Origin of the sequence: Stenotrophomonas sp. 1337, from assembly GCF_031455455.1 — a bacterium.
Lineage (GTDB): Bacteria > Pseudomonadota > Gammaproteobacteria > Xanthomonadales > Xanthomonadaceae > Stenotrophomonas > Stenotrophomonas indicatrix.
On sequence record NZ_JAVDSR010000010.1, the window covers coordinates 26,267 to 47,806 of the forward strand.

At 67.1% G+C, this 21,540-nt stretch carries 24 protein-coding genes; 12 read left to right on the forward strand and 12 right to left on the reverse strand.

Annotated features, from left to right (window positions below; translation table 11 throughout):
- Positions 1-153 precede the first annotated feature (153 nt).
- Positions 154-1,065, forward strand: a complete 912-nt coding sequence (locus tag J2X70_RS14330) for an MBL fold metallo-hydrolase (RefSeq protein WP_033830260.1) — start codon at positions 154-156, stop codon at positions 1,063-1,065.
- A gap of 177 nt (positions 1,066-1,242) precedes the next feature.
- On the opposite strand, the gene dinB is transcribed toward J2X70_RS14330, so the two are convergent.
- Positions 1,243-2,337, reverse strand: a complete 1,095-nt coding sequence (gene dinB, locus J2X70_RS14335; protein WP_309910900.1) for a DNA polymerase IV — start codon at positions 2,335-2,337, stop codon at positions 1,243-1,245.
- Between the two features lie 191 nt (positions 2,338-2,528).
- Here dinB and fabA point away from each other — a divergent pair, with 191 nt between their 5' ends.
- Together fabA and fabB are read left to right on the forward strand one after the other, a co-directional pair.
- Positions 2,529-3,044 (forward strand): 3-hydroxyacyl-[acyl-carrier-protein] dehydratase FabA, encoded by a 516-nt coding sequence (gene fabA / locus J2X70_RS14340; RefSeq protein ID WP_025878420.1) that lies wholly within the window; start codon positions 2,529-2,531, stop codon positions 3,042-3,044.
- A complete protein-coding gene (gene fabB / locus J2X70_RS14345) occupies positions 3,044-4,252 on the forward strand; it encodes a beta-ketoacyl-ACP synthase I (protein WP_025878419.1) in 1,209 nt (402 codons plus the stop codon). The genes fabA and fabB overlap by 1 nt, the downstream gene beginning before the upstream one ends.
- 362 nt (positions 4,253-4,614) lie before the next feature.
- Here fabB and J2X70_RS14350 read toward each other — a convergent pair whose 3' ends face one another.
- The 3 genes from J2X70_RS14350 to J2X70_RS14360 are packed head-to-tail and all read right to left on the reverse strand — an operon-like array spanning position 4,615 to position 7,063.
- Positions 4,615-5,298, reverse strand: coding sequence for an HAD family phosphatase (locus J2X70_RS14350; RefSeq protein WP_032976401.1), 684 nt, complete (start codon positions 5,296-5,298; stop codon positions 4,615-4,617).
- Positions 5,295-5,996, reverse strand: a complete 702-nt coding sequence (locus J2X70_RS14355; RefSeq protein ID WP_154879256.1) for a 16S rRNA pseudouridine(516) synthase — start codon at positions 5,994-5,996, stop codon at positions 5,295-5,297. The genes J2X70_RS14350 and J2X70_RS14355 overlap by 4 nt, the downstream gene beginning before the upstream one ends.
- A complete protein-coding gene (locus tag J2X70_RS14360) occupies positions 5,993-7,063 on the reverse strand; it encodes a class I SAM-dependent methyltransferase (protein ID WP_309910905.1) in 1,071 nt (356 codons plus the stop codon). Before J2X70_RS14360 ends, J2X70_RS14355 begins: the two co-directional genes overlap by 4 nt.
- 161 nt (positions 7,064-7,224) lie before the next feature.
- On the opposite strand from J2X70_RS14360, the gene J2X70_RS14365 reads away from it, so the two are divergent.
- On the forward strand, positions 7,225-7,488 hold the full coding sequence (locus J2X70_RS14365; RefSeq protein ID WP_025878415.1) for a hypothetical protein: 264 nt from the start codon (positions 7,225-7,227) through the stop codon (positions 7,486-7,488).
- Positions 7,489-7,691: 203 nt separating this feature from the next.
- Here J2X70_RS14365 and J2X70_RS14370 read toward each other — a convergent pair whose 3' ends face one another.
- Together J2X70_RS14370 and J2X70_RS14375 are read right to left on the reverse strand one after the other, a co-directional pair.
- Positions 7,692-7,982 (reverse strand): DUF3247 family protein, encoded by a 291-nt coding sequence (locus J2X70_RS14370; RefSeq protein WP_025878414.1) that lies wholly within the window; start codon positions 7,980-7,982, stop codon positions 7,692-7,694.
- A gap of 44 nt (positions 7,983-8,026) precedes the next feature.
- Positions 8,027-10,012: an ATP-binding protein gene (locus tag J2X70_RS14375; protein WP_309910909.1), complete on the reverse strand. Its 1,986-nt coding sequence runs from the start codon at positions 10,010-10,012 to the stop codon at positions 8,027-8,029.
- A gap of 249 nt (positions 10,013-10,261) precedes the next feature.
- Between J2X70_RS14375 and J2X70_RS14380 the strand changes: the two genes are divergently transcribed.
- Positions 10,262-10,828 (forward strand): DUF3016 domain-containing protein, encoded by a 567-nt coding sequence (locus J2X70_RS14380; protein ID WP_088101647.1) that lies wholly within the window; start codon positions 10,262-10,264, stop codon positions 10,826-10,828.
- Between the two features lie 356 nt (positions 10,829-11,184).
- Here J2X70_RS14380 and alr read toward each other — a convergent pair whose 3' ends face one another.
- Positions 11,185-12,255, reverse strand: a complete 1,071-nt coding sequence (gene alr / locus J2X70_RS14385) for an alanine racemase (protein WP_099782682.1) — start codon at positions 12,253-12,255, stop codon at positions 11,185-11,187.
- Positions 12,234-13,538, reverse strand: coding sequence for a D-amino acid dehydrogenase (locus J2X70_RS14390; RefSeq protein WP_025878410.1), 1,305 nt, complete (start codon positions 13,536-13,538; stop codon positions 12,234-12,236). The genes alr and J2X70_RS14390 overlap by 22 nt, the downstream gene beginning before the upstream one ends.
- A 149-nt stretch (positions 13,539-13,687) precedes the next feature.
- Here J2X70_RS14390 and J2X70_RS14395 point away from each other — a divergent pair, with 149 nt between their 5' ends.
- Positions 13,688-14,167: an AsnC family transcriptional regulator gene (locus J2X70_RS14395; protein WP_025878409.1), complete on the forward strand. Its 480-nt coding sequence runs from the start codon at positions 13,688-13,690 to the stop codon at positions 14,165-14,167.
- Between the two features lie 57 nt (positions 14,168-14,224).
- Here the strand turns inward: J2X70_RS14395 and J2X70_RS14400 are convergent, their stop codons facing one another.
- A complete protein-coding gene (locus tag J2X70_RS14400; protein ID WP_025878408.1) occupies positions 14,225-14,377 on the reverse strand; it encodes a hypothetical protein in 153 nt (50 codons plus the stop codon).
- 574 nt (positions 14,378-14,951) lie between these two features.
- Entirely contained in the window at positions 14,952-15,326 is a 375-nt protein-coding gene (locus tag J2X70_RS14405; protein ID WP_309910913.1) for a classical arabinogalactan protein 4, read from the reverse strand.
- Positions 15,327-15,464: 138 nt separating this feature from the next.
- On the opposite strand from J2X70_RS14405, the gene msrB reads away from it, so the two are divergent.
- The 5 genes from msrB to J2X70_RS14430 all read left to right on the forward strand — a co-directional run bounded on the left by msrB (position 15,465) and on the right by J2X70_RS14430 (position 18,762).
- Positions 15,465-15,932, forward strand: coding sequence for a peptide-methionine (R)-S-oxide reductase MsrB (msrB, locus tag J2X70_RS14410; RefSeq protein WP_025878406.1), 468 nt, complete (start codon positions 15,465-15,467; stop codon positions 15,930-15,932).
- A 101-nt stretch (positions 15,933-16,033) separates the two neighbouring features.
- Entirely contained in the window at positions 16,034-16,888 is an 855-nt protein-coding gene (gene motA, locus J2X70_RS14415) for a flagellar motor stator protein MotA (RefSeq protein ID WP_012509934.1), read from the forward strand.
- 3 nt (positions 16,889-16,891) lie between these two features.
- Positions 16,892-17,830, forward strand: coding sequence for a flagellar motor protein MotB (gene motB / locus J2X70_RS14420; RefSeq protein WP_309910916.1), 939 nt, complete (start codon positions 16,892-16,894; stop codon positions 17,828-17,830).
- A 133-nt stretch (positions 17,831-17,963) separates the two neighbouring features.
- A complete protein-coding gene (locus tag J2X70_RS14425) occupies positions 17,964-18,473 on the forward strand; it encodes a hypothetical protein (protein WP_140228534.1) in 510 nt (169 codons plus the stop codon).
- A gap of 13 nt (positions 18,474-18,486) precedes the next feature.
- On the forward strand, positions 18,487-18,762 hold the full coding sequence (locus J2X70_RS14430; RefSeq protein WP_059065859.1) for a DUF4031 domain-containing protein: 276 nt from the start codon (positions 18,487-18,489) through the stop codon (positions 18,760-18,762).
- An 87-nt stretch (positions 18,763-18,849) separates the two neighbouring features.
- On the opposite strand, the gene J2X70_RS14435 is transcribed toward J2X70_RS14430, so the two are convergent.
- Positions 18,850-19,392: a hypothetical protein gene (locus J2X70_RS14435; protein WP_025878402.1), complete on the reverse strand. Its 543-nt coding sequence runs from the start codon at positions 19,390-19,392 to the stop codon at positions 18,850-18,852.
- A 90-nt stretch (positions 19,393-19,482) separates the two neighbouring features.
- On the opposite strand from J2X70_RS14435, the gene J2X70_RS14440 reads away from it, so the two are divergent.
- The gene (locus J2X70_RS14440; RefSeq protein ID WP_025878401.1) at positions 19,483-19,731 is read left to right on the forward strand and encodes a DUF3297 family protein; all 249 of its coding nucleotides are present in this window, start codon (positions 19,483-19,485) and stop codon (positions 19,729-19,731) included.
- A gap of 81 nt (positions 19,732-19,812) precedes the next feature.
- Here the strand turns inward: J2X70_RS14440 and J2X70_RS14445 are convergent, their stop codons facing one another.
- Positions 19,813-21,456 (reverse strand): Na+/H+ antiporter, encoded by a 1,644-nt coding sequence (locus tag J2X70_RS14445; RefSeq protein ID WP_025878400.1) that lies wholly within the window; start codon positions 21,454-21,456, stop codon positions 19,813-19,815.
- Positions 21,457-21,540: the final 84 nt, after the last annotated feature.

A 21,540-nucleotide genomic window follows, 5' to 3' on the forward strand; every position in this document is an offset into this window, starting at 1 on the left:
CCGCCCGCCGGGCATGGCCCGGCGCTACCCACCTGTAAAGCCGAAGGCAACGGCAGGAGCCGTTGCCAACGTCGCTTGCGACGGCCCGTAGGGGGCCGGGCAAGGACGCCCGGCATAGCCAACGCTCGGCTCGACACTCCAAGGACACCTCCCATGCGTACTGCTGCCCTGCTGCTTCCTCTCGCGCTGGCTGCCAGCTTCACCAGCGCCCCGCTGCTGGCCGCACCGGCCGCGCCTGCACCCGCCAGCGCTGCCAAATCCCAGCTGCGCCTGCAGACCTTCCATCCCGGACCGCAGGCAATGTTCTCGGTGTCCTCGGTGCTGATCGAAGGGCGCAACGACGCGATCCTGGTCAACGCGCAGTTTGCTGCCGGCGATGCACGCCGGCTGGTCGAGCAGATCCGTGCCAGCGGCAAGCGGCTGACCACCATCTACATCAGCCATGGCGATCCGGACTATTACTTCGGCCTGGCCACCGTGCAGGATGCGTTCCCGCAGGCGCGCATCGTCGCCACCGCGCAGACCGTGGCGCACATCCGTGAGTCCCAGGCCGGCAAGCTGGCGTACTGGGGGCCGAAGATGGGCGCCGACGCTCCCGCACGCATCGTGGTGCCCGCGGTGCTGGAAGGCGATGCACTGCAGCTGGAAGGCCAGCGCCTGCCGTTGATCGGCCTGGATGGCCCGACGCCGGACCGCAGCGTGCTGTGGGTGCCATCGCTGCGCGCGATCGTCGGTGGCATTCCGGTGGTGGCCGGCGAGCACGTGTGGATGGCCGATACGCAGACGCCGCAGTCGCATGCCGATTGGCTGCGCACGCTGCAGCAGCTGCAGGCGCTGAAGCCGAAGGTGGTGGTGCCCGGCCATTACGCGGAGGGTGCGGTACTGGATGCCAGTGCGTTGCGCTTCACCGCGGATTACATCCGTGCCTTCGATGTTGAAACCGCCAAGGCCAAGGACAGCGCTGCGTTGGTGAAGGCGATGCAGGCGCGCTATCCGCAGCTGGCGGGTGTGGCGTCGCTGGAGTTGAGTGCGAAGGTGGCCAAGGGCGAGATGCAGTGGCCGTAAGGTAGGGGGTTCTTTTGCAGGGCTGCGCCCTGCACCCGCAGAAACGGTAGTGCCGGCCGCTGGCCGGCAACCTCAAAGCCAAAGCAACAGCAGGCATTCCGTGGGTAGGCGGGGTGGGTGCTGACCGTTGGTCGGCACGCGGCTGTTGGTAGGTGTCGACCTTGGTCGACACATGTATCAGGTCCGTGGGGAATCGTTCGTTGTGTGCTCGAACAGTTCGCCCTGCACCACGGCTTCCTTTTCGCGGAAACCGCCGAGGCCGACGCCGACCAGCCGATAGCGGGTGTCGGCGGGCAGGTCGACGCGGGCGCGCAGGGCCAGTGCGATGTCGCGCAGTTCTTCCATCGACTCGGGCGGGCGTTCCGGGGTGAAGCTGCGGGTGAGGATGCGGAACTGCGCGGTCTTCAGTTTCAGCACCACGGTGTGGCCGATGCGTTCGGTCTTGCGCGTGGCCTGCCAGGTCTTCCCGGCCAGCTGCACGATCGCCTCGCTCAGGTCTTCCAGCAGCAGGTCCTCGGCGAAGGTATCCTCCGAAGAGATCGACTGCACCTGCTGGTCAGGCTCCACCGGCCGCTCGTCGACACCGCGTGCGCGGTTGTACAGGCTGCGGCCGAAGCTGCCGAAGGCGTCTTCCAGGTCCGGCAGCGTCCATTGCCGCAGGTCGCCGCAGGTGACGATGCCGCGCGCCGCCAGCTTGCCTTCCATCACCTTGCCCACGCCGGGCACGCGGTTCACCGGCAGCGGCAGCAGGAATGCGTCCACCCGCTGCGGCGGAATCACGAACTGGCCGTCGGGCTTGCGCCAGTCCGAGGCGATCTTGGCCAGGAACTTGTTCGGCGCGATCCCGGCTGAAGCGGTCAGGTTGGTTTCCTCGCGGATCTGCGCGCGGATGGTGCGGGCGATGTCGGTGGCCAGTTCGATGCCACTCTTCGGCTCGGTCACGTCCAGGTAGGCCTCGTCCAAGGACAGCGGCTCGACCAGGTCGGTATGGCGCAGGAAGATCTCGCGCACGTGGCGCGATACCGCCTTGTAACGCGCGAAGTCCGGCGGCACGAAGATCGCGTCCGGGCACAGGCGTTCGGCGCGCAGCGCCGGCATCGCCGAACGCACGCCGAACACGCGCGCCTCGTACGAAGCGGCACACACCACTGAACGCGCACCGCGCCATGCCACCACCACCGGCTTGCCGCGCAGTGACGGATCGTCACGCTGCTCCACCGACGCGTAGAAGGCGTCCATGTCGACGTGGATGATCTTGCGCAGTGCGTTCATGGTTGGCCCACATGATACCCGCACCGTACCGGTCCAGACGCCGAAGTATGGTCGTTGTGCATCAACGGGATGCGTGGTTTCAGCTGAAAACACTACGCACGCGTACGGAGACGCGGTTTGATATCCGCCTGATCCGTCGTGCATCCTCGGGAATTCGTTGCCTTGTTTTCGCTTCCAGGATTGCGCTTTCCATGACTCGTCTCCACGCGTTCAACCGCGACCAGCTGCTGGCCAGCGCACGCGGTGAACTGTTCGGCGCTGCCGCCGGCCGGTTGCCCAACGACCCGATGCTGATGTTCGACCGCATCACCGAAATCCGCGAGGACGGCGGACCGCATGGCAAGGGCATGGTACGCGCCGAACTGGATATCCGCCCGGACCTGTGGTTCTTCGGCTGCCACTTCATCGGCGACCCGGTGATGCCCGGCTGCCTGGGCCTGGATGCCATGTGGCAGCTGACTGGCTTCTTCCTGACCTGGCTGGGTGCCCCCGGCAAGGGCCGCGCCCTGGGCTGCGGCGAAGTGAAGTTCACCGGCCAGGTGCTGCCTGATGCCAAGCTGGTGCGCTACGAGATCGACATCAGCCGCGTCATCAACCGCAAGCTGGTGATGGCCCAGTCCGACGCACGCATGTACGTGGACGACCGCGAGATCTACAACGCCCGCGACCTGCGCGTGGGCCTGTTCACCGAAACCGGGAGCTTCTGATGCGTCGCGTCGTCATCACCGGCATGGGCATCACGTCCTGCCTCGGCAATGATCTGGATACCGTTTCGGCCGCCCTGCGTGAAAGCCGCGCCGGCATCACCGCGCTGGCCGACCACGCCGAAGCCGGCCTGCGCAGCCAGGTCGGCGGTCGCGTCGACCTCGACCTGGATGCGCTGATCGACCGCAAGCAGAAGCGCTTCATGAGCGATGCCGCTGCCTTCGCCTACCTGGCGATGGCCGATGCCATCACCGATGCGGGCCTGACCCCGGAACAGGTCAGCGGCCTGCGCACCGGCCTGATCGCCGGTTCCGGCGGTGGCTCCAGCGAATGGCAGGTGGGTGCGGTGGATCTGCTGCGCAGCCGTGGCGTGCGCAAGGTGGGTCCGTACATGGTGCCGCGCACGATGTGCTCGACCGTGTCGGCCTGCCTGGCCACCGCATTCCAGATCAAGGGCGTCAGCTACTCGCTGTCGGCCGCCTGCGCGACCTCGGCGCACTGCATCGGTGCGGCTGCCGACCTCATCCGCCACGGCGCGCAGGACATCATGTTCGCCGGCGGCGGTGAAGACCTGCACTGGTCGATGAGCGTGATGTTCGATGCGATGGGCGCACTGTCCACCAGCTTCAACGACACCCCCGCCAGCGCCTCGCGCCCGTATGACAAGGACCGCGATGGCTTCGTCATCGCCGGCGGTGGCGGCATGCTGGTGCTGGAGGACTACGACCACGCGGTGGCACGTGGCGCGCACATCCATGCCGAGCTGATCGGCTATGGCGTGACCTCCGATGGCGCCGACATGGTCGCGCCGTCCGGCGAAGGCGCCGTGCGCTGCATGAAGATGGCGCTGCAGAACGTCGACCGTCCACTGGATTACCTCAACACCCACGGCACCTCGACCCCGCTGGGCGATGTGACCGAGCTGGGTGCGATCCGCGAGGTGTTCGGCGATGCGATTCCGCCGCTGTCCTCGACCAAGGCGCTGTCGGGCCATTCGCTGGGCGCCGCCAGCGTGCATGAAGCGATCTACTGCCTGCTGATGATGCGCGACGGCTTCGTGGCCGGCTCGGCCAACATCGGCGAGCTGGACCCGAGGGTGGAAGGCTTCCCGATCCTGCGCGAAAGCCGCGAGCAGAAGCTGGATACGGTGATGTCCAACAGCTTCGGCTTCGGTGGCACCAACGCGGCGCTGGTGTTCGGCAGAGTGTGATCTGAAAGCGTGCCAACCAAGGTTGGCACCTACCAGAGCGGTAGCGCCGGACCATGCCCGGCGAGAACGGTGAAGCGTGCCGACCAACGGTCGGCACCCACCAGCTTCAAGGTGGCACCACCGGGTTCAAGGTGGCACCACCGGGTTCAAGGTTGGCACCTGCCAGGGCGGTAGCGCCGGGCCATGCCCGGCGAGAGCGGTGAAGCGTGCCGACCAACGGTCGGCACCCACCGGGTTCAAGGTGGCACCACCGGATTCAAGGTTGGCACCTGCCAGAGCGGTAGCGCCGGCCATGCCCGGCGAGAGCGGTGAAGCGTGCCGACCAACAGTCGGCACCCACCATCACCCACCATCCCCCACAGTTACCTCGGCAGCAGCGGCAGCAGCAAGGCGTGCGCGTCCACCAGCGAGCCGACGATGCGGTGGCCGAGCGCGCGCAGTTCTTCATCGGGATGCACCAGGTCCGGTACCTGGATCACGGTCATGCCGGCGGCCAGCGCGGCACGGGTTCCCGCCGGCGAATCCTCCAGCGCCAGGCAACGTTCCGGCGCCTGTCCCAGCCGCTGCGCGGCCAGCAGGTAGATGTCCGGCGCCGGCTTCGGCCGCGCCACATCGCCACTGGTGATCACCGCATCGAAGTATGGCAGCAGCCCGGCTGCAGCCAGCTTGCGGTTGGCCCGCGGCTGCCGCGTAGTGGTCGCCACCGCGCGCGGCACCGCGTGCGCCTTCAGCAGCTCCAGCAGTTCCAGGATGCCCGGCCGCAGCGGCAGCCCGGTCTGCGTGCGCTCCTCGTACAGATCATGGCAACGCGCGGCCATGGCCTCGATCATGCTGTCTTCGATACCCTGCTGGCGCAGCAGCGCCTGGCTGTCGCGGTCACCAAGGCCGACCATGCGCACGAAGAAGCTGGCATCCAGGGGCAGGCCGAATTCCTCCGCCGCCTCGCTCCAGCATGCAAGCGACACACGCTCGCTGTCGATCATCAGGCCGTCCATGTCGAAGATGACGGCGTCGGGCAGGAACGGCAGCGCAGCGATGGAGGTCATGGAGCGAACAACGTATCCAGATCGGTGGAGGTCAGCAGCCGCCATTGCCCTTCGGCCAGTCCCTGCAGGTCCAGGCCACCAACACGGCTGCGATGCAGTGCCTGCACATGGTTGCCTGCGGCAGCGAACATGCGGCGTACCTGATGGTAGCGGCCTTCGTGCAGTACCAGGCGCGCCTTGCGCGGCCCGAGCACCTGCAGTTCAGCCGGCAGCAGGGGCGTCTTCTCCGCTTCCAGCATCAGCGTGCCGCTGGCAAACAGCGCCACCTCGTCACCACGCAGGTCTTCGGCCAGCTCCACTTCGTAGACCTTGGGCAGCTTCGACTTCGGCGAGATGATCCGGTGCAGCAGGTTGCCGTCGTCGGTCAGCAGCAGCAGGCCGCTGGTCTCGCGGTCGAGGCGGCCGACGGTGGACAGCACCGGGTCGCGGTCGCGGAAGCGCGGCGGCAGCAGGTCGTAGATCAGGCGGCCCTTGTCCTTGGTCGAACAGGTGTAGCCGGCCGGCTTGTACATCGCCAGCGACAGGCCCACCGGCGGGTCCAGTGGCTCGCCGTCGACCCGCACCGCTTCATGCGGCACCTGGTCGTCGGCGTACAGCACGTCGCCGTCGGCGTCGGTAACGCGGCCTTCGCGGAACATCCACTGCACCTGCTTGCGGCTGCCGTAGCCGAGGTTGGCGATGTGCTTGACCAGCTTCACCGGCCCTTCCCCTTGCCCTTCACCGCTTCGACCAGCTTGAAGCCATCGCGCTCGGCAACCACGCGCACCGCGCCGAAGCTCTCGTTGAGCGTGTACTCGTAGGGCAGGTGGCGGTTGGCCACCACGTACAGGCGCCCACCCGGGCGCAGCGCCTGCGCGGCCACGGCGATGAAGCGCTGGCCGATGTCCGGGCGATCCGCACGCGAGGGCGTGTGGAACGGCGGGTTGCTGATGATGACGTCGTAGTCCGGCTCGATACCGGCGGTGACGTCGCGCCACAGGAAGCGCAGCGGCACGGGGCGCGGTGGCGGCGCCAGATTGAGTTCGGCCAGGTCCAGCGCGCGCTTCTCGGCCTCGTACAGGTCCAGCGCGGTGATCTTCGGGCAGCGCTCCAGCAGTTCACGCGACAGGTAGCCGTAACCGGCACCGAGGTCAGCTGCACGCCCGGCCAGGTCGGCCGGCAGATGCTCGGCCAGCAGGGCCGACGCCGGGTCGATGCGGTCCCAGGCGAACACGCCCGGACGGCTGAGGAAACGGCCGCCGACGATCGGCCGCACCGCGTCCAGCGCGCCCCAGCGCTTGGCTACGTCCACATCGTGCTGGCCCTGCAGCGGAGCGGTCCAGAACACGCGGCAGTGGTTCTTGGTCAGGCTGCCGCCGAGGCCGGCCAGCTGCTTGAGGTCGCCTTCGCCGGAGCGGGCACCTTCGTTGTTGTGCTGGCAGGCCACAATGCGGCCACCCTCGGCGACCAGCGCCAGGGCGCGGGCGAACAGCGCGCGGGCTTCCTCGCGCTGGCGCGGCGGCAGCACCAGCACCAGCGGGTAACGGCCGCGGCCGGCAACATCATCCAGCTGCCCGCTGACGGTCCAGCCAGCGGCCTGCTGCAGCGGCTGCGCGAACGGGGCGAAGCTCTGCTCGCAGTCGACCTCGCGGCCGCCGGCCTGCTCGCGCAGTGACCAGCCGTCACGGGCGCGCAGGAAGGCCACCGGACCCTCCGGCCAGCGCAGGGCGCCGCTGGAGAACGGCAGGAACAGGGTCTGCAGGGGGGCGTCGTCGCTGGATGCCATCGGCGCGGGTACTGGAAGCGTGAGGGCCGTCCATTGTACCGGCTTGTCCGGCCCGGCCCGGCCCCGGCCACCGCTTTGCGAAACTTCAACGTTGCCTTGATGCCGCAGCAACATGCCAGCGTTCAGGGTAGAAGCTCCCCCGCAACCCCTGGAGATCCTGCATGCGTGCCTTGTTCGTCGGAGGTGTCGTCGACAACAGTGAAATGGACCTGGAAGGCAGCCATCCCCCCGTGCATTACCCGGAGGACACCGGCGGCGGCCATTCCCGCTACCGCCTGCACCAGGTTGGCCACGGCGCCGATGGCAGCGTGGCCTACGCCGTCTATGGCGCGCCGGATCTGGCAGACGATGAAGTGACCCGGGTAGCCGAGGAGCGCGCGTATGCGCGCAGGTTCGAAGCGACGGCAACGCTGTTCGAACATTGACCATCGCAGCCACGCATGGCGTGGCTCTACTGTTCGAATGATCATCGCAGCCACGCGTGGCGTGGCTCTACTGTTCGAATGATCATCGCAGCCACGCATGGCGTGGCTCTACGCCTGTTCGAACGTTGACCATCGCAGCCACGCATGGCGTGGCTCTACAGTAGATCCACGCCATGCGTGGATGCAGCCATCTGCAGTTGCCGTCAAAGCCTCGGCGGCAACCTGCGGATGCTGGCGATTTCATCCAGCCACACGTGATGCTGCTGCACCGGCGCATCAAGATCGTCCAGCCGCAGCTGGCCATTGCTGCCTTCGTCGCCGGCGTCGTTGCGGTACTGCTGCAGCGTCGGCTGCACCGCAACCGTGCCCAGCAGGCGTCGGCCATCATGCAGGGTCAGCTGCACCTCGGTTTCCCCCTGCAACTGCGGCAACAGGGCTTCCAGGCGCGCGATCTGCGCGGAATCAGTATGGATACGGGGAGCAATACGGGACATCGGCGACCTCCTGAACTGCAGGGTCGCCGATCGTCCGTGAATGCTCAGTGCAGCAGGTTGTCCCCGCGCGTGGCCTGCACGCGCCGCACCACACCCACCAGCTGGGCCACCGAATACGGCTTGGCCACATGCTCCTGGAAGCCCGAGGCCAACGCACGGCGACGGTCATCGGCACGCGCCAGCGCAGTCACCGCCACCGCCGGCAGCGCTGCCGCGTCTACGCCCAGGTCCTGCCGCAACGTGCTTACCAGGCCATAGCCATCCATGCCCGGCATGCCGATGTCGGTCAGCAGCACCTGGTACTGCAGGTGGCCATTGTCGGCCAGCAGCGCCAGCGCCTCGCCCGCCGAACTGGCGGCGGACACGCTGGCGCCCTGCTCTTCCAGCATGCGCCGCAGGTACTCCAGCACTTCTGGCTGGTCTTCCACCGCCAGCACATGCAGGCCGCGCAGCGGGTACGGCTCGACCACCATCGGTTCCAGGATCGGACCGCTGACGACCTCACGCAGCGGACGCCGTTCGGCATCGGGCAGATGCTGCGGCAGGCGCACGGTGAAGGTGGAGCCGTGACCGTGGCCATCGCTGGCCGCGCTGACCGAACCGCCGTGCAGCTCGACCAGCTGCTGCACGATGGCCAGGCCCAGGCCCAGACCGCCATGGCGGCGGGTGGTGGTGCCGTCGGCCTGGCGGAAGCGGCTGAACAGATGGTTCAGGAACTCCGGCGCGATGCCGTCGCCGGTATCGCGCACGGTGATCGTCCAATAGTTGCCATCGGCCTGCAGCTGCACGTCGATGCGGCCTTCGGCCGGGGTGAACTTGATCGCGTTGGACAACAGGTTCCAGAACACCTGCTGCAGCCGGGTGGCATCGCCCAGCACCTGGCAGGGCTGTGCCGGCAACTGCAGGGTGACGTCCAGCGCTTTGCCCTCGGCCACCAGCTCCTGTGCGCCCATCGCTTCGTTCAACTGGTCGCGCAGGTCCAGCACTTCCACTTCCAGCTGCACCTTGCCCAGCAGCATGCTGCTGAGGTCGAGCATGTCCGAGATCAACCGCTTCTGCGCGGTCGCGCTGTTGGCGATCACGCCCAGGCCCTTGTACAGCGGGCTGGTGGAATCGACGCGCTGCAGCAGCAGTTCACTCCAGCCCAGGATCGTGGTCAGCGGCGTGCGCAGCTCGTGCGACAGCGTGGCCAGGAACTCATCCTTCAGCCGCGCCATGTTTTCGGCCGCACTGCGCGCGGCACGCTCGGACTGCAGCAGTTCCTCGCGCGCCAGTTCGATCTCGCGGCGCTCGGTGACATCCGGGCTGCTGCCGGCCAGGCCGATGAAGCGGCCCATCCGCGAAAAGCGCGGACGTGCGTTCATTTCCAGCCAGCGCCACTGCCCATCGGCACGACGGGCACGCACCAACGCATGCATCGAACGCTGCGCCTTCAGTGCTTCCTGCAGTTCGTATTCAAATACCGACGCATCGTCGGGATGCACCAGGCCGCGCCAGACATCTTCCGGAACCCGGTTCTCGTCGCCGCCGAAGAACTCGCTGAAGGCACTGTTGACGAAGCGGGCGTGGCCGCGCTCGTCCAGCACCCACACCGGCATCGGCAGGCCATCGGCCAACGCACTGAAACGGGCCTCGCTCTCGCCCAGTTCCACTTCCATCTGCTTGCGCGCGGTCACGTCGAAGAACAGGATGCCGACCTTGTCCTCGCCCGGCTGGCCAACCCGAACGGCATCCACGGCGAACGCGCGCCCGAGGGCACGGGCATCCATCTCGAACTGGGCCGGCCGCCCGGTCCGCGCCACTTCGCCGTAGATCCGGAACCAGTCGCCTTCGTGGTGTGGCTCCAGCGTGCTCATGCGCTTGCCACAGGCATCCTTCAGGCCGGTGTGGCGCTCGAAGGCATCGTTGACCTCGAGGAAGCGGTAGTCGATCGCCTCGTCGCCATCGAACAGCACCTGGATCACACAGAAACCTGCGTGGATGCGCTCAAGCACGCCATGGTGCAGGTCGGTTTCGGGCGTCGGCACCATCAAGGGTGAGCGCTCCACGAGGGGCGGCAGTGTGGACAAGGGCGTGGGAGGAAAAGACCGGATGGAGGTACAGCATCTTCCAGAGTGCGTATTCACAGCGTCAAGCGCCGTCAGTCAGGGTTGACGACCATGAATTGGCGGCAACTGTTGACGCATTTGACGCTACTGGCCATTGCTGCGGCCCCGCGGCGGGATCACACTCGATCCGAGATCATCATCCTCCCCGCTTCGGGGACGCAGGAGACTGCCATGAAAGGTTCGCTTTCAACCGCCCTGCTGCTGGCCGGCATGCTTGCCGTGGGCAGCGTGGCCGCCGCGCCGCGGACGGTGACCGCGCCCGATGCGCCGCGCGCACTACAGGCCGATGGCCCGGTCAGCGTGCAATGGAATGATCCGGCGCAATTCACCGAGATCCGCCAGAGCACCAACCGCTTCGAGGCCGAACGCGGGGACTGGGTGCAGCAGCTGGCACGCTACGTGCAGACCAGCGCCGCCAAGCCCCTGCAGGCCGGGCAGACGCTGGAGGTGACCCTGGTGGACGTCAAGCGCGCAGGCGACTACGAGCCCTGGCACGGCCCGCGTGGCCGCGACATCCGGATCATGCGCGACATCTACCCGCCGCGGATCACCCTGCAATACACGCTGAAGGACGCCAGCGGGCGCATCATCGATGAAGGCGACGCCCGCCTGAGCGACAGCGGCTACCTGCACAACATCGGCCTGAAGAGCGATACCGATCCGCTGCGCTATGAAAAGCGCCTGATCGATGACTGGGTGAAGCGCCAGCTGACCTCACGCGTTACCGCTGCCCGGTAGGTGTCGACCTTGGTCGACACGCAGCCACTGCGCCGACCAGGGTCTGATCCGATCCGGTAGGTGTCGACCTTGGTCGACACGCAGCCACAGCGCCGACCAGGGTTTGATCCGATCCGGTAGGTGTCGACCTTGGTCGACACGCATTCACAGCGCCGACCAAGGTCGGCAGCTACCAGAGCCGTGCGCAGCGCTGATCCGATCCGGTAGGTGTCGACCTTGGTCGACACGCAGCCACAGCGCCGACCAAGGTCGGCAGCTACCAGAGCCGTGCGCAGCGCTGATCCGATCCGGTAGGTGTCGACCTTGGTCGACACGCAGCTACAGCGCCGACCAAGGTCGGCAGCTACCAGAGCCGGTCAGTCCTGGTAGATGCGTGCCACGCGCTTGACGCCGCACGGCAGCTGGTAGGCACTGACACCGCAGCGCGGCGCCAGCTCGGACAGCGTCGGCGCCGTACCCCACAGTTCCACCACGCTGCCAACACCGGCCTGCGCATGCGCGGTCAGGTCCACGGTCAGCATGTCCATCGACACGCGGCCGATCAGCCCACCGGGTTGGCCATCGATCAGCACCGGCGTGCCATTGGGGGCGAACTGCGGATAACCATCGGCATAGCCCAGTGCGACCACGCCCACGCGTGTGCGCGCCTTGGCCACGAAGCGCGCACCGTAGCCGACCGGCTCGCCGGCTTCGATCCAGCGCTCGGCGAACACCTTGGACTGCATCGTCATCACCGGGCGCAGGCGCGCGGTGAGTTCACTGTTGTCCGGCAGCGGATTGGCGCCGTACAGCATCAGGCCCGGGCGCACCCAGTCACTGCGCACGTCCGGCCAGCCCAGCAGCGCCGGCGAGTTGCAGATGCTGGTCTCGCCTTCAAGACCATCGATGGCCTCGACGAAGGTCGCGGCCTGCTCACGGGTACGCTCGCTGTCCAGTTCATCAGCGCGTGCCAGGTGGGTCATCATCACGATGCGCGCCACCTGCGGCAGTGCAGACAAACGCGCGTGCGCGGCGCGGAATCCGGGAACGTCCAGGCCCAGCCGGTGCATGCCGCTGTCCAGCTTCAGCCACACCGTCAGCGGCCGCGGGCTGTCGAACGCGACCAGCGCTTCCAGCTGCCACGGCGAACCGACCGAGAACCACAGGTCATGCTCGGCCACCAGCGCCATTTCGCTGGGCTCGAAGATGCCTTCCAGCAGCAGGATCGGCGCACGGATGCCGGCCTGGCGCAGTTCCAGCGCTTCTTCGATGGTGGCCACGCCAAAGCCGTCGGCCTCGCCTTCCAGTGCCTGCGCACAGCGCACCGCACCGTGGCCATAGGCATCGGCCTTGAGGATCGCCAGCGCCTTGCCACCGCCCAGTTCACGGGCCAGGCGATAGTTGCTGCGCAGTGCGCCCAGGTCGATCAGCGCGCGGGCAGGACGCATGTGCGGTTCTCATGTTGCGGGGCGTGGCGATACTGGCCGTAGCGGAAGATATCCAGGCCTTCGGTGCTGATCTGCGGCTGGCGCGCGCTCATCAGGTCGGCCAGGTAGCGGCCCGAGCCGCAGGCCATGGTCCAACCCAGCGTGCCGTGGCCGGTGTTGAGGAACAGGTTGCGGAACGGCGTGGCGCCGATCACCGGCGTGCCGTCCGGCGTGGCCGGGCGCAGGCCGGTCCAGAACTCGGCCTTGGCCAGGTCACCGCCCTTCGGGTACAGGTCGCGCACCACCAGCTCCAGCGTCTCGCGGCGGCGCGGCGACAGCGACAGGTCGAAACCGGCCACCTCGGCCATGCCACCGACGCGGATGCGGTTGTCGAAGCGGGTCACCGCCACCTTGTAGCTCTCATCGAGGATGGTCGAGGTGGGCGCCATCGCCGGGTCGGTGATCGGCAGGGTCAGCGAATAGCCCTTCAGCGGATACACCGGCAGGCGCATGCCCAGCGGCGCGACCAGTCCCGGCGAATAGCTGCCCAGTGCGACCACGAAGCGGTCCGCGGTTTCCAGCTTGCCGCCGATGCGCACGCCGGTGATGCGGTCACCGTCGAATTCCACGCCGGTGATGTCCTGGTCGTAACGGAACTCGACCCCCGCTTCGGCCGCCATCTGCGCCAAACGGCGGGTGAACAGCTGGCAATCGCCGGTCTGGTCGCGCGGCAGGCGCAGCGCACCCACCAGGCCATCGACGTGGGCCAGCGCAGGCTCGGCCTTGATGATGCCGGCGCGATCCAGCACTTCGTACGGCACACCGTACTGGGCCAGGATCTCGATGTCCTGCGCCGATGCATCCAGCTGCTGCTGGGTGCGGAACAGCTGGGTGGTGCCCAGGTCGCGCCCTTCGAAATCGATGCCGATCTGCGCACGCAGCTCGTTCAGGCAGTCGCGGCTGTACTCGGACATGCGCACCATGCGCGCCTTGTTGATCGCGTAGCGCTCGTGGGTGCAGTTGCGCAGCATCTGCCACAGCCAGCGGTACTGGGCCAGGTCCATGCCCGGCTTGATCGCCAGCGGTGCGTGCTTTTCGAACAGCCAGCCGATCGCCTTCTTCGGCACGCCCGGGGCAGCCCACGGCGAGGTGTAGCCGAAGGACAGCTGGCCGGCATTGGCGAAGCTGGTTTCCAGCGCGGGACCGGGCTGGCGGTCGACGACCGTGACTTCAAACCCGGCCTGTCGCAGGTACCAGGCACTGGTGGTGCCGATCACGCCGCTGCCGAGGACTAGGACTCGCATGGGAATTCTCCAACCCGATCATTCCCTGCATTTGCGTGCGCAGGGGCCATAATCGGGGAAGTATATTCTTCCGTATCCAGATGATTTGCCTGATTTCAGCAATGCAGTCAGGATATTTCCCTGTGATTCATTCCCCGAGCTTGACGCCCATGGCCACCCGTCCCCGCGAGCTGGACAAGATCGACCGCAAGATCCTGCGCATCCTGCAGGCCGAAGGCCGCATTTCCTTCACCGAGCTGGGCGAACGGGTCGGCCTGTCGACCACCCCGTGCACCGAGCGTGTGCGCCGGCTGGAGCGCGAAGCGGTGATCACCGGCTACCACGCGCACCTGGACCCCAGTGCGCTGAAAGCGAGCCTGCTGGTGTTCGTGGAGATCAGCCTGGCCTACAAGTCCGGCGACATCTTCGAGGAGTTCCGGCGTTCGGCGCTGAAGCTGCCCAACGTGCTGGAATGCCATCTGGTGTCGGGCGATTTCGATTACCTGCTGAAGGCACGGATCAGCGAGATGGCGTCCTATCGCAAGCTGCTCGGCAGCACCCTGCTGACCCTGCCACATGTGCGTGAGTCGAAGAGCTACATCGTGATGGAAGAGGTCAAGGAGACCTGGGCGCTGCCGATTCCGGATTGAACCGACTGGCGGCAGCGGGACCAGACCCCGCAACGCGGGCTCTGGCCCCTGGCTGCATCAGCGCTGCTGCGGGTTCTTCATGGAACCCTGTTGCGGATTCTTCTTCTGCTGCTCGTTCGGCTGCTGTTGCTGTTGCTGCTGGCGCTGCTGTTCCTGCGGTGTTTTGCCCTGCTGTTCCTTGCCAGGATGACGGTTCTGCTGGTTGGCCATGATCGTATTCCAAGGGGACGAGGGAAGCGCGACGACAGGGATGCCGGCGCAGGTCCACCGTGGTCCTGGCACGGTTAATCGCAGGCGAAAAACGGGTGATGCGGGGTGTGCAGGGCGGGGGCTGTTTTCCGGCGTTCATGTGGGTGGCGGGTTTCCTGCCAACGGCTGAGCCCCTCATGGCTGCGCATACTTCCAGCATTGCGGGTGAGGCCGGGCGGGTGAGCTGTGCAGGGGACGCCGTGAATCCCCAGACCGGCCCAGCCGCTAGCGGCTGTGCGTTCGGGCGCTTGCGAAGCAGTGCTTCGCAAGCAAAGCGCCCTCACCCCTGTAGGCTCGGGCGCGCCTTGCTCGTGTGCGCTGTCCTGCGCACACGGCAAGACCGGGGTTGGGCGTCCTGCCCAATCCGCCCGAGGCATGCCTCGGGCCCATGGCGCTTACGCCCCTGCACAGCCCACCCGCCCGGCCTTGGACAGGTTCATGCGGGCGCCAGCCACGGAAAAGAAAAAGAAAAAAAAGAGCGACAGCGGGTCGCTGCGCGCTCTTTGGGTTGCGCGATTGGTTGCGGGCGCTGGGGTCAGCGCTTGATCTGCTGGCCGTCGCCGGTCGGTACGCTGTCGTAGTAGCGGCCGGTGCGCGAGTCGAACACGCGGTTGGGGCCGACCGGTTTGACGCCGGGAACGATGCGGCCGTTGCGGTCGTAGACCTTGTCCGGCAGCGCCGGCGCGGGCGTGGGGGTCACCTGGGCCGGGCCGGTTGATCGGATCGGCTGTGCCGGCTGCGGCGAGGGCAGCACCTGCGGCTGCGGGCGCGCCGCTTGTGGTGGCGGGGCGACAGGCGGCGGTGCCACCGTCGCGCTGCTGCGGGTGGCGGTCGGACTGCCGGTGGGAACCTGCGCCTGGGCAAGCAGAGGCAACAGGGCCGACAGCAACAGGACAAGGCGGGGTTTCATCGCGCGCTCCAGGGTGGGCCACCCTTACCCTGCGCCTGCCCCTGTGTGCCGGCCATGAACGGCCATCACACTTGCAAGCGTGTGCCGACACCCCCACGTCTGCTGGCATCCCAGGCCACAACCCCACGGAGAGCCGGCATGAGCGCTTTCGATCTGACGCCCCCCACCGCCACGCAGACCGACGCCCTGGTCGCCGGGCTCAGCGCCGAGGAGCGCCGCGTGCTGCTGCAGCACGGCACCGAGGCGCCGTTCTGCGGGGTATTCCTCGACAACAAGCGCGAGGGCGTCTACTGCTGCCGCCTGTGCGCCCTGCCCTTGTTCCGCTCCAGCACCAAGTTCGATTCGGGCACCGGCTGGCCCAGTTTCTTCGCCCCGTTCGACCCGTCGCACGTGCGCGAGATCCGCGACACCAGCCATGGCATGGTCCGCACCGAGATCACCTGCGCCCGCTGTGGCAGCCATCTGGGCCACGTGTTCCCGGACGGTCCGCCGCCCACCTACGAGCGCCACTGCCTGAACTCGGTCTCACTTTCATTCACCGGCAACGGCGAGCCGTGGCCCGATCCGCTGCAGCGTGGCGGCGCGGAGGCCGGCGTGGCGGGCTGACACGCGCCGCAATGCCCCGCTGACCGACTTCACAGAATTCCCTCTTCAGAAACACCGGTGTCAGGCCGACAAGGAGATATCCCCCCTCCTTGCGTCGCGCCATGCTCATCATCGTTGGATTCCTGGTCGTCATCATCAGCGTGCTGGGCGGCTACCTCGGCGCACACGGCCGCCTTGGGGCGCTGTGGCAGCCCTACGAACTGGTCATCATCGGCGGTGCCGCGCTGGGTGCGTTCCTGGTCGGCACCCCGGCCAAGACGGTCAAGCAGACGCTGCAGGCCATGGTCGGCGTGTTCAAGGGCCCGCGCTACAAGCAGCAGGACTACATCGACGTCCTCAGCCTGGTCTACGAACTGCTCAACAAGGCCCGCCGTGAAGGCTTCATGGCGCTGGAAGACCACGTCGAGCGCCCGGCCGAGAGCGCGCTGTTCGGCAACTACCCGAAGGTGCAGGCCGACCACCACCTGATCGACTTCATCACCGACTGCCTGCGCCTGATGATCGGCAGCAACATCGAGCCGCATGAGCTGGAGCCGCTGCTGGAGCTGGAGCTGGAAAAGCACCACGCCGAAGCGATGGCGCCGTCACAGGTGCTGACCAAGGTCGCCGACGGCCTGCCCGGTTTCGGCATCGTGGCGGCAGTGCTGGGCATCGTCATCACCATGGGCTCGATCGGCGGCGACATCGTCGAAGTGGGTGGCCACGTGGCCGGCGCGCTGGTCGGCACCTTCCTCGGCATCCTGCTGGGCTATGGCTTCGTCGGCCCGATGGCCTCGGCGATGGAAGCCCGTGCCGAGCAGGACAGCCGCATCTACGAGTCGGTGAAGACCGCCCTGCTGGCCTGCCTGCGCGGCTACAACCCGAAGATCGCGCTGGAGTTCGCCCGCAAGACGCTGCCGTCGAACGTGCGCCCGGCGTTCTCCGACTTCGAGCAGCACCTGAAGACGGTCAAGTAAGCCATGGCCGAGACCAAGCCCACCGTCATCGTCCGCCGGGTCAAGAAGGCCGGCCACGCCGCCCACCATGGCGGTTCGTGGAAGGTGGCCTATGCCGACTTCGTGACCGCGATGATGGCCTTCTTCCTGGTGCTGTGGCTGATGGCCAGCACCAGCAAGCCCGAGCGCGCAGCCATTTCCGAGTACTTCCGCAACCCCAGCCCGCTGGTCGGCTCCAGCGCGACGCCGGCGCCGGGCATGGCCGGGCCGGGCGGTGCCAGCACCTCGATGATCAAGCTCGGCGGCGCCACCGATGTTTCGCGTGGCAACAGCAACGATCCCTTCCAGAACCAGCAGAAGTCGATACCGCAGCCGGTGGACGAGCAGCAGCGCGACAAGCAGCAGCTGGAAGCGCTGATGAAGGAACTGCAGGAAGCGATCAGCCGCAGCCAGGCGCTGGAACCGTTCAAGGACCAGCTGCTGCTGGACCTGACCCCGGAAGGCCTGCGCATCCAGATCGTGGACAAGCAGAACCGGCCGATGTTCGACCTCGGCAGCGCCACCCTGAAGCCGTACACGCAGCAGATCCTGCACGAACTGGCCGAGTACCTGAACCACGTGCCGAACCGGATCAGCCTGACCGGCCACACCGACATCACCGCCTATTCGGCCGCACGCGGTTACGGCAACTGGGAACTGAGCGCCGACCGCGCCAATGCCGCGCGCCGCGCGCTGATCGATGGCGGCCTGGAAGACAGCAAGATCACCCGCGTGGTCGGCTTGTCTTCGTCGGTGCTGTTTGACAAGGCCGATCCGCAGAACCCGATCAACCGCCGCATCAGCATCGTGGTGATGACCAAGGCCGCCGAGAAAGCTGCGCTGGCCGGCGCCGGGCCGCAGGTAGGCCTGTCGGCAACCACCGTGGACCCGGACGTGCAGGCCGCGCAGGGGGCAGGAAAGTAATCCGTGGGTGCGGACCCTTGTCCGCACAGCGCTGAACCGGGGTCAGATCCCTTTCCCATGGAAAGGGATCTGACCCCACCTACGCGCGGCCGCTACAATGGCGGTCTTTCCGACTCCAGGTGATCACACCCCCATGTCCAAGTTGTCCAAGGCCAAGCGCGACAAGCGCAAGAAGCAGCAGACCAAGCGTCCGTTCCTCCGTCTGAACGCCCAGCAGCAGGTGCAGAACCATGCCGTGCTGGTCAACGAAGACGGCCAGGCCGTGGCCGCCATCGGCCTGCAGGGCCGCGAGTGGCTGCTGGCCATCGGCGGCCAGACCATGGGCAACGCCGACAACCCGGTGCCGATGCTGGCCATGCTCAAGCACCTGTCCAACGTGCAGGAAGCCGAAGGCCGCAAGGTCACCCTGGAATATTCCGAGCTGATGCAGAAGCTGCTCGACACCCTGGCCGAAGAAGCGGGCCAGACCGCCGAGGAGTACCTGGACAAGCTGGTGGCCGAGTTCGCCAGCGAGCAGGCTGAAGATGCAGCCGCTGAAGGCGAAGCGTCCGATGAAGCGGCTGCAGTCACTGCCGACGCCGAAGGCGCTGCCGACGCCGAGGCCACTCCGGCCGCCGACGCCGACGGCAAGCCGCAGGCCTGATCCGGCGGCGGCGGTGTCGGTCTACGTCGATGACGCGGTGCATCCCTGGCGCGGTCAGCGCTGGGCGCACCTGATGGCCGATACCCTGGCCGAGCTGCACGCGATGGCGGCGCAGCTCGGCATTCCTCCACGGGCCTTCCAGAACAAGGCGAGCGGGGCGCATTACGATGTCACCGCCGAGCTGCGTGCGCAGGCACTCGCGCTGGGTGCGGTCGCCATTTCCCGGCATGTGGACCGGGCGCAGGTGAAGGCAGTAATCGCCAACGCCAGGGCGCAGTACCGGCCCTAGGCTGGTACAGGTAGCGCCGGGCCGCGCCCAGCGAGCGCGCAGCGCGGCGGGAAGCCGCCGGGCATGGCCCGGCGCTCCCGGTGAATCTCAGAACGGGTCGCTGCCCAGGCGCACTTCCACGTTCAGCAGCGAGCACAGCGCCAGCAGGGCGTCGTCATCGCGGGTCAGCGCCATCCAGCCACTGAAGCCGTCGTTGCCGGCATCCACGCTCCACAGCGTGTAGTTGTGCTCGCGCAGGCGGTCGAAGGCGGTGCTCATCAGCTGCACCCCATCCAGGTCCGCGGCGAAATCCTCGTCGTCCAGGTCGCCACCCCAGTCCAGCTGCAGGTTGAAGCGCGCCGACAGCTCGTTCACCGCCGACTGCAGCGAATCGAAATCATCACGCTCGACCTCGAAGCCCGACTGCCAGGCGATGGCCGTGAACAGGGCCGGCAGCCAATCGCTGTCGGCCTCCAGCGGCTGGCCGTCCTCGGACAGATGCTCGCGCCAGCGGTTGAACTGCTGCAGGGCCAGCTCTTCGTCGCCCGGGTTGATCAGCACGAGTAGGTTCCAGACCCGCGCCTCGAAATCGTCCTCGTCGAAATCGTGGGCGTCTTCCTCGAAGTCGAAATAGTCGCTGTTGTCAGGCATGGCGGAACGTCCTCGGGAGCAGGGGGGCATTCTACGGTTTATCCTGTACTGCTGAAGCCGGCCGTGGTGGCCGTCACTGTGAATGAAGCGATGAGCGATACCCCTCCCGACCACCTGGCGATCAACCCGGCCAGCCCCTTCCACGATGCGCAGGCCCTGGAGCGCGGCGTCGGCGTGCGCTTCAACGATGTCGAGCGCGACAACGTCGAGGAATACTCGGTCAGCGAAGGCTGGATCCGCGTGCAGGCCGGCAAGGCCCGTGACCGTCGCGGCAACCCGATGACCATCAAGGTCAAGGGCAAGGTCGAGGCGTATTTCCTGGAACAGAAGCCGGAGTAACCGGCGGTCCCGGGGCGGGGTCAGATCCCTTTCCTGCGGAAAGGGATCTGACCCCGATCGGCAGCCCGATCGGCATACCGGTCACTCGCGCTTGCGCGATTCCAGCAGGTCGAGGTTGCGGATCAGCCGCCGTGCGATCTCGTCCGACACCACGCCGCGGCGGGTCAGCCGGAACAGTTCCTCGCGTTCGGCATTGAGGCCGGCGCTGCGCAGCTGGCGATAGCCCATCTCCATCCGGTTCACCTTTTCCGGGTCCACGTCCGGGTTGTCGCGGTCCAGATGCCGCTGATACAGCAGGCTCACCCGCGATGCGGCGTCGTTGTACAGCTGCACGTTCTCGGTGTTCTGGTTCAGCACCAGCTGCTGGCGCATGCGCTCCACGCCCGCCAACGCGGCCTTCGAGGACAGCTTGCGGGCGAGATCCTCTTCCTTGCGCTCACCCGAATCGGCCGGCAGCTGCAGGCCCTTCAACAGCTGCGGCAGCGCCACGCTGGCGCCGACCAGCGAGCACAGGATCACCGCAGCAGCCAGGAAGATCACCAGGTCGCGTGCCGGGAACGGGCTGCCATCGGGCAGGAACAATGGCAGCGTCAACACGCCGGCCAGGGTGATCGCACCACGCACACCCGCCACCGAGGTGGCCACCACGATGCGCCAGTTCGGTGCCTCGCCACGCTCCAGGCCGCGGCGACGCGCACGCAGCAGGTTCCAGCGCAGCGACAGCCACACCCACAGCAGGCGCAGCGCGATCAACGTCGCGTTGATCACCAGCACGTACACCAGCAGCCACCACGCGCTCTGGTGTCCGCTCTCGTTCATGGTGGTGGTGGCGCGTTCGACGATGCCCGGCAGCTGCTCGCCCAGCAGCACGAACATGATGCCGTTGAAGCTGAACTGCAGCATGTTCCAGACGCCGGCGCGCTGCACGCGCATGCTGCCGGAGACACGGCCGGTCATTTCCACGTAGCTCATCGAAATACCCGCTGCGACCGCAGCGAGGATGCCCGAAGCATTGATCTCTTCGGCCAGCAGGTACGCCGCGAACGGGATCAGCAGGTTGACCAGCATCGCCGCGCCCGGCTCTTCGCCGAAACGGCGCCACAGCCAGCGCTGGAACGTAGACACGCCCAGGGTGACCGCCACGCCGACGGCCAGGCCGGCCACCGCCACCCACACGAAGGTCAGCGAGGCGGTCGCCAACGAGAAGGTACCGGTCATCACCGCCGCCACCGCGAAGCGGAAGCAGACCAGGCCGGAGGCATCGTTGAGCAGTGACTCGCCTTCCAGGATGTGCATCAGGCGCTTGGGAATCGGTGCCTTGGCAGCGATCGCGCCGACCGCCACAGGATCGGTCGGTGACACGATCGCGGCCAGCGCGAAACACACCGCCAGTGGCATCACCGGAATCATCCAGTGGATCAGCAGGCCCGCGCCGATCACGGTGAACACCACCAGCCCGAACGCCAGTTCGAGGATCGCGCCCTTGTCGCGGAACAGGCCCTGCTTGGGAATGCGCCAGCCATCGAGGAACAGCAGCGGCGGCAGGAACAGCAGGAAGAACACTTCCGGTTCCAGTGCATGGCCGCGGTTGAATACGCCGGCGATCACCGCGCCGAGGCCGATCTGCACCAGCGGCAACGGCAACGAGAATGGCAGGACGCGAACCAGGTAACCGCTGGCGACAACGGCCACCAGCATCGCCAGGACGACTTCGATGGTGTGCATGCTTCTTCCACAGGAGCGGCGCGTGGGGCCGGAAAAACCGGAGTGCGCCGGGGGACGGGAAAAAACTTAACACAGCAGGCCGCC

Bases quoted from the DNA above. Each gene is read 5' to 3' on its own strand.
- J2X70_RS14330 (WP_033830260.1), top strand. From the start codon at position 154: ATGCGTACTGCTGCCCTGCTGCTTCCTCTCGCGCTGGCTGCCAGCTTC.
- dinB (WP_309910900.1), bottom strand. From the start codon at position 2,337: ATGAACGCACTGCGCAAGATCATCCACGTCGACATGGACGCCTTCTAC.
- fabA (WP_025878420.1), top strand. From the start codon at position 2,529: ATGACTCGTCTCCACGCGTTCAACCGCGACCAGCTGCTGGCCAGCGCA.
- fabB (WP_025878419.1), top strand. From the start codon at position 3,044: ATGCGTCGCGTCGTCATCACCGGCATGGGCATCACGTCCTGCCTCGGC.
- J2X70_RS14350 (WP_032976401.1), bottom strand. From the start codon at position 5,298: ATGACCTCCATCGCTGCGCTGCCGTTCCTGCCCGACGCCGTCATCTTC.
- J2X70_RS14360 (WP_309910905.1), bottom strand. From the start codon at position 7,063: ATGGCATCCAGCGACGACGCCCCCCTGCAGACCCTGTTCCTGCCGTTC.
- J2X70_RS14365 (WP_025878415.1), top strand. From the start codon at position 7,225: ATGCGTGCCTTGTTCGTCGGAGGTGTCGTCGACAACAGTGAAATGGAC.
- J2X70_RS14370 (WP_025878414.1), bottom strand. From the start codon at position 7,982: ATGTCCCGTATTGCTCCCCGTATCCATACTGATTCCGCGCAGATCGCG.
- J2X70_RS14375 (WP_309910909.1), bottom strand. From the start codon at position 10,012: ATGGTGCCGACGCCCGAAACCGACCTGCACCATGGCGTGCTTGAGCGC.
- J2X70_RS14380 (WP_088101647.1), top strand. From the start codon at position 10,262: ATGAAAGGTTCGCTTTCAACCGCCCTGCTGCTGGCCGGCATGCTTGCC.
- alr (WP_099782682.1), bottom strand. From the start codon at position 12,255: ATGCGTCCTGCCCGCGCGCTGATCGACCTGGGCGCACTGCGCAGCAAC.
- J2X70_RS14390 (WP_025878410.1), bottom strand. From the start codon at position 13,538: ATGCGAGTCCTAGTCCTCGGCAGCGGCGTGATCGGCACCACCAGTGCC.
- J2X70_RS14395 (WP_025878409.1), top strand. From the start codon at position 13,688: ATGGCCACCCGTCCCCGCGAGCTGGACAAGATCGACCGCAAGATCCTG.
- J2X70_RS14400 (WP_025878408.1), bottom strand. From the start codon at position 14,377: ATGGCCAACCAGCAGAACCGTCATCCTGGCAAGGAACAGCAGGGCAAA.
- J2X70_RS14405 (WP_309910913.1), bottom strand. From the start codon at position 15,326: ATGAAACCCCGCCTTGTCCTGTTGCTGTCGGCCCTGTTGCCTCTGCTT.
- msrB (WP_025878406.1), top strand. From the start codon at position 15,465: ATGAGCGCTTTCGATCTGACGCCCCCCACCGCCACGCAGACCGACGCC.
- motA (WP_012509934.1), top strand. From the start codon at position 16,034: ATGCTCATCATCGTTGGATTCCTGGTCGTCATCATCAGCGTGCTGGGC.
- motB (WP_309910916.1), top strand. From the start codon at position 16,892: ATGGCCGAGACCAAGCCCACCGTCATCGTCCGCCGGGTCAAGAAGGCC.
- J2X70_RS14425 (WP_140228534.1), top strand. From the start codon at position 17,964: ATGTCCAAGTTGTCCAAGGCCAAGCGCGACAAGCGCAAGAAGCAGCAG.
- J2X70_RS14435 (WP_025878402.1), bottom strand. From the start codon at position 19,392: ATGCCTGACAACAGCGACTATTTCGACTTCGAGGAAGACGCCCACGAT.
- J2X70_RS14440 (WP_025878401.1), top strand. From the start codon at position 19,483: ATGAGCGATACCCCTCCCGACCACCTGGCGATCAACCCGGCCAGCCCC.
- J2X70_RS14445 (WP_025878400.1), bottom strand. From the start codon at position 21,456: ATGCACACCATCGAAGTCGTCCTGGCGATGCTGGTGGCCGTTGTCGCC.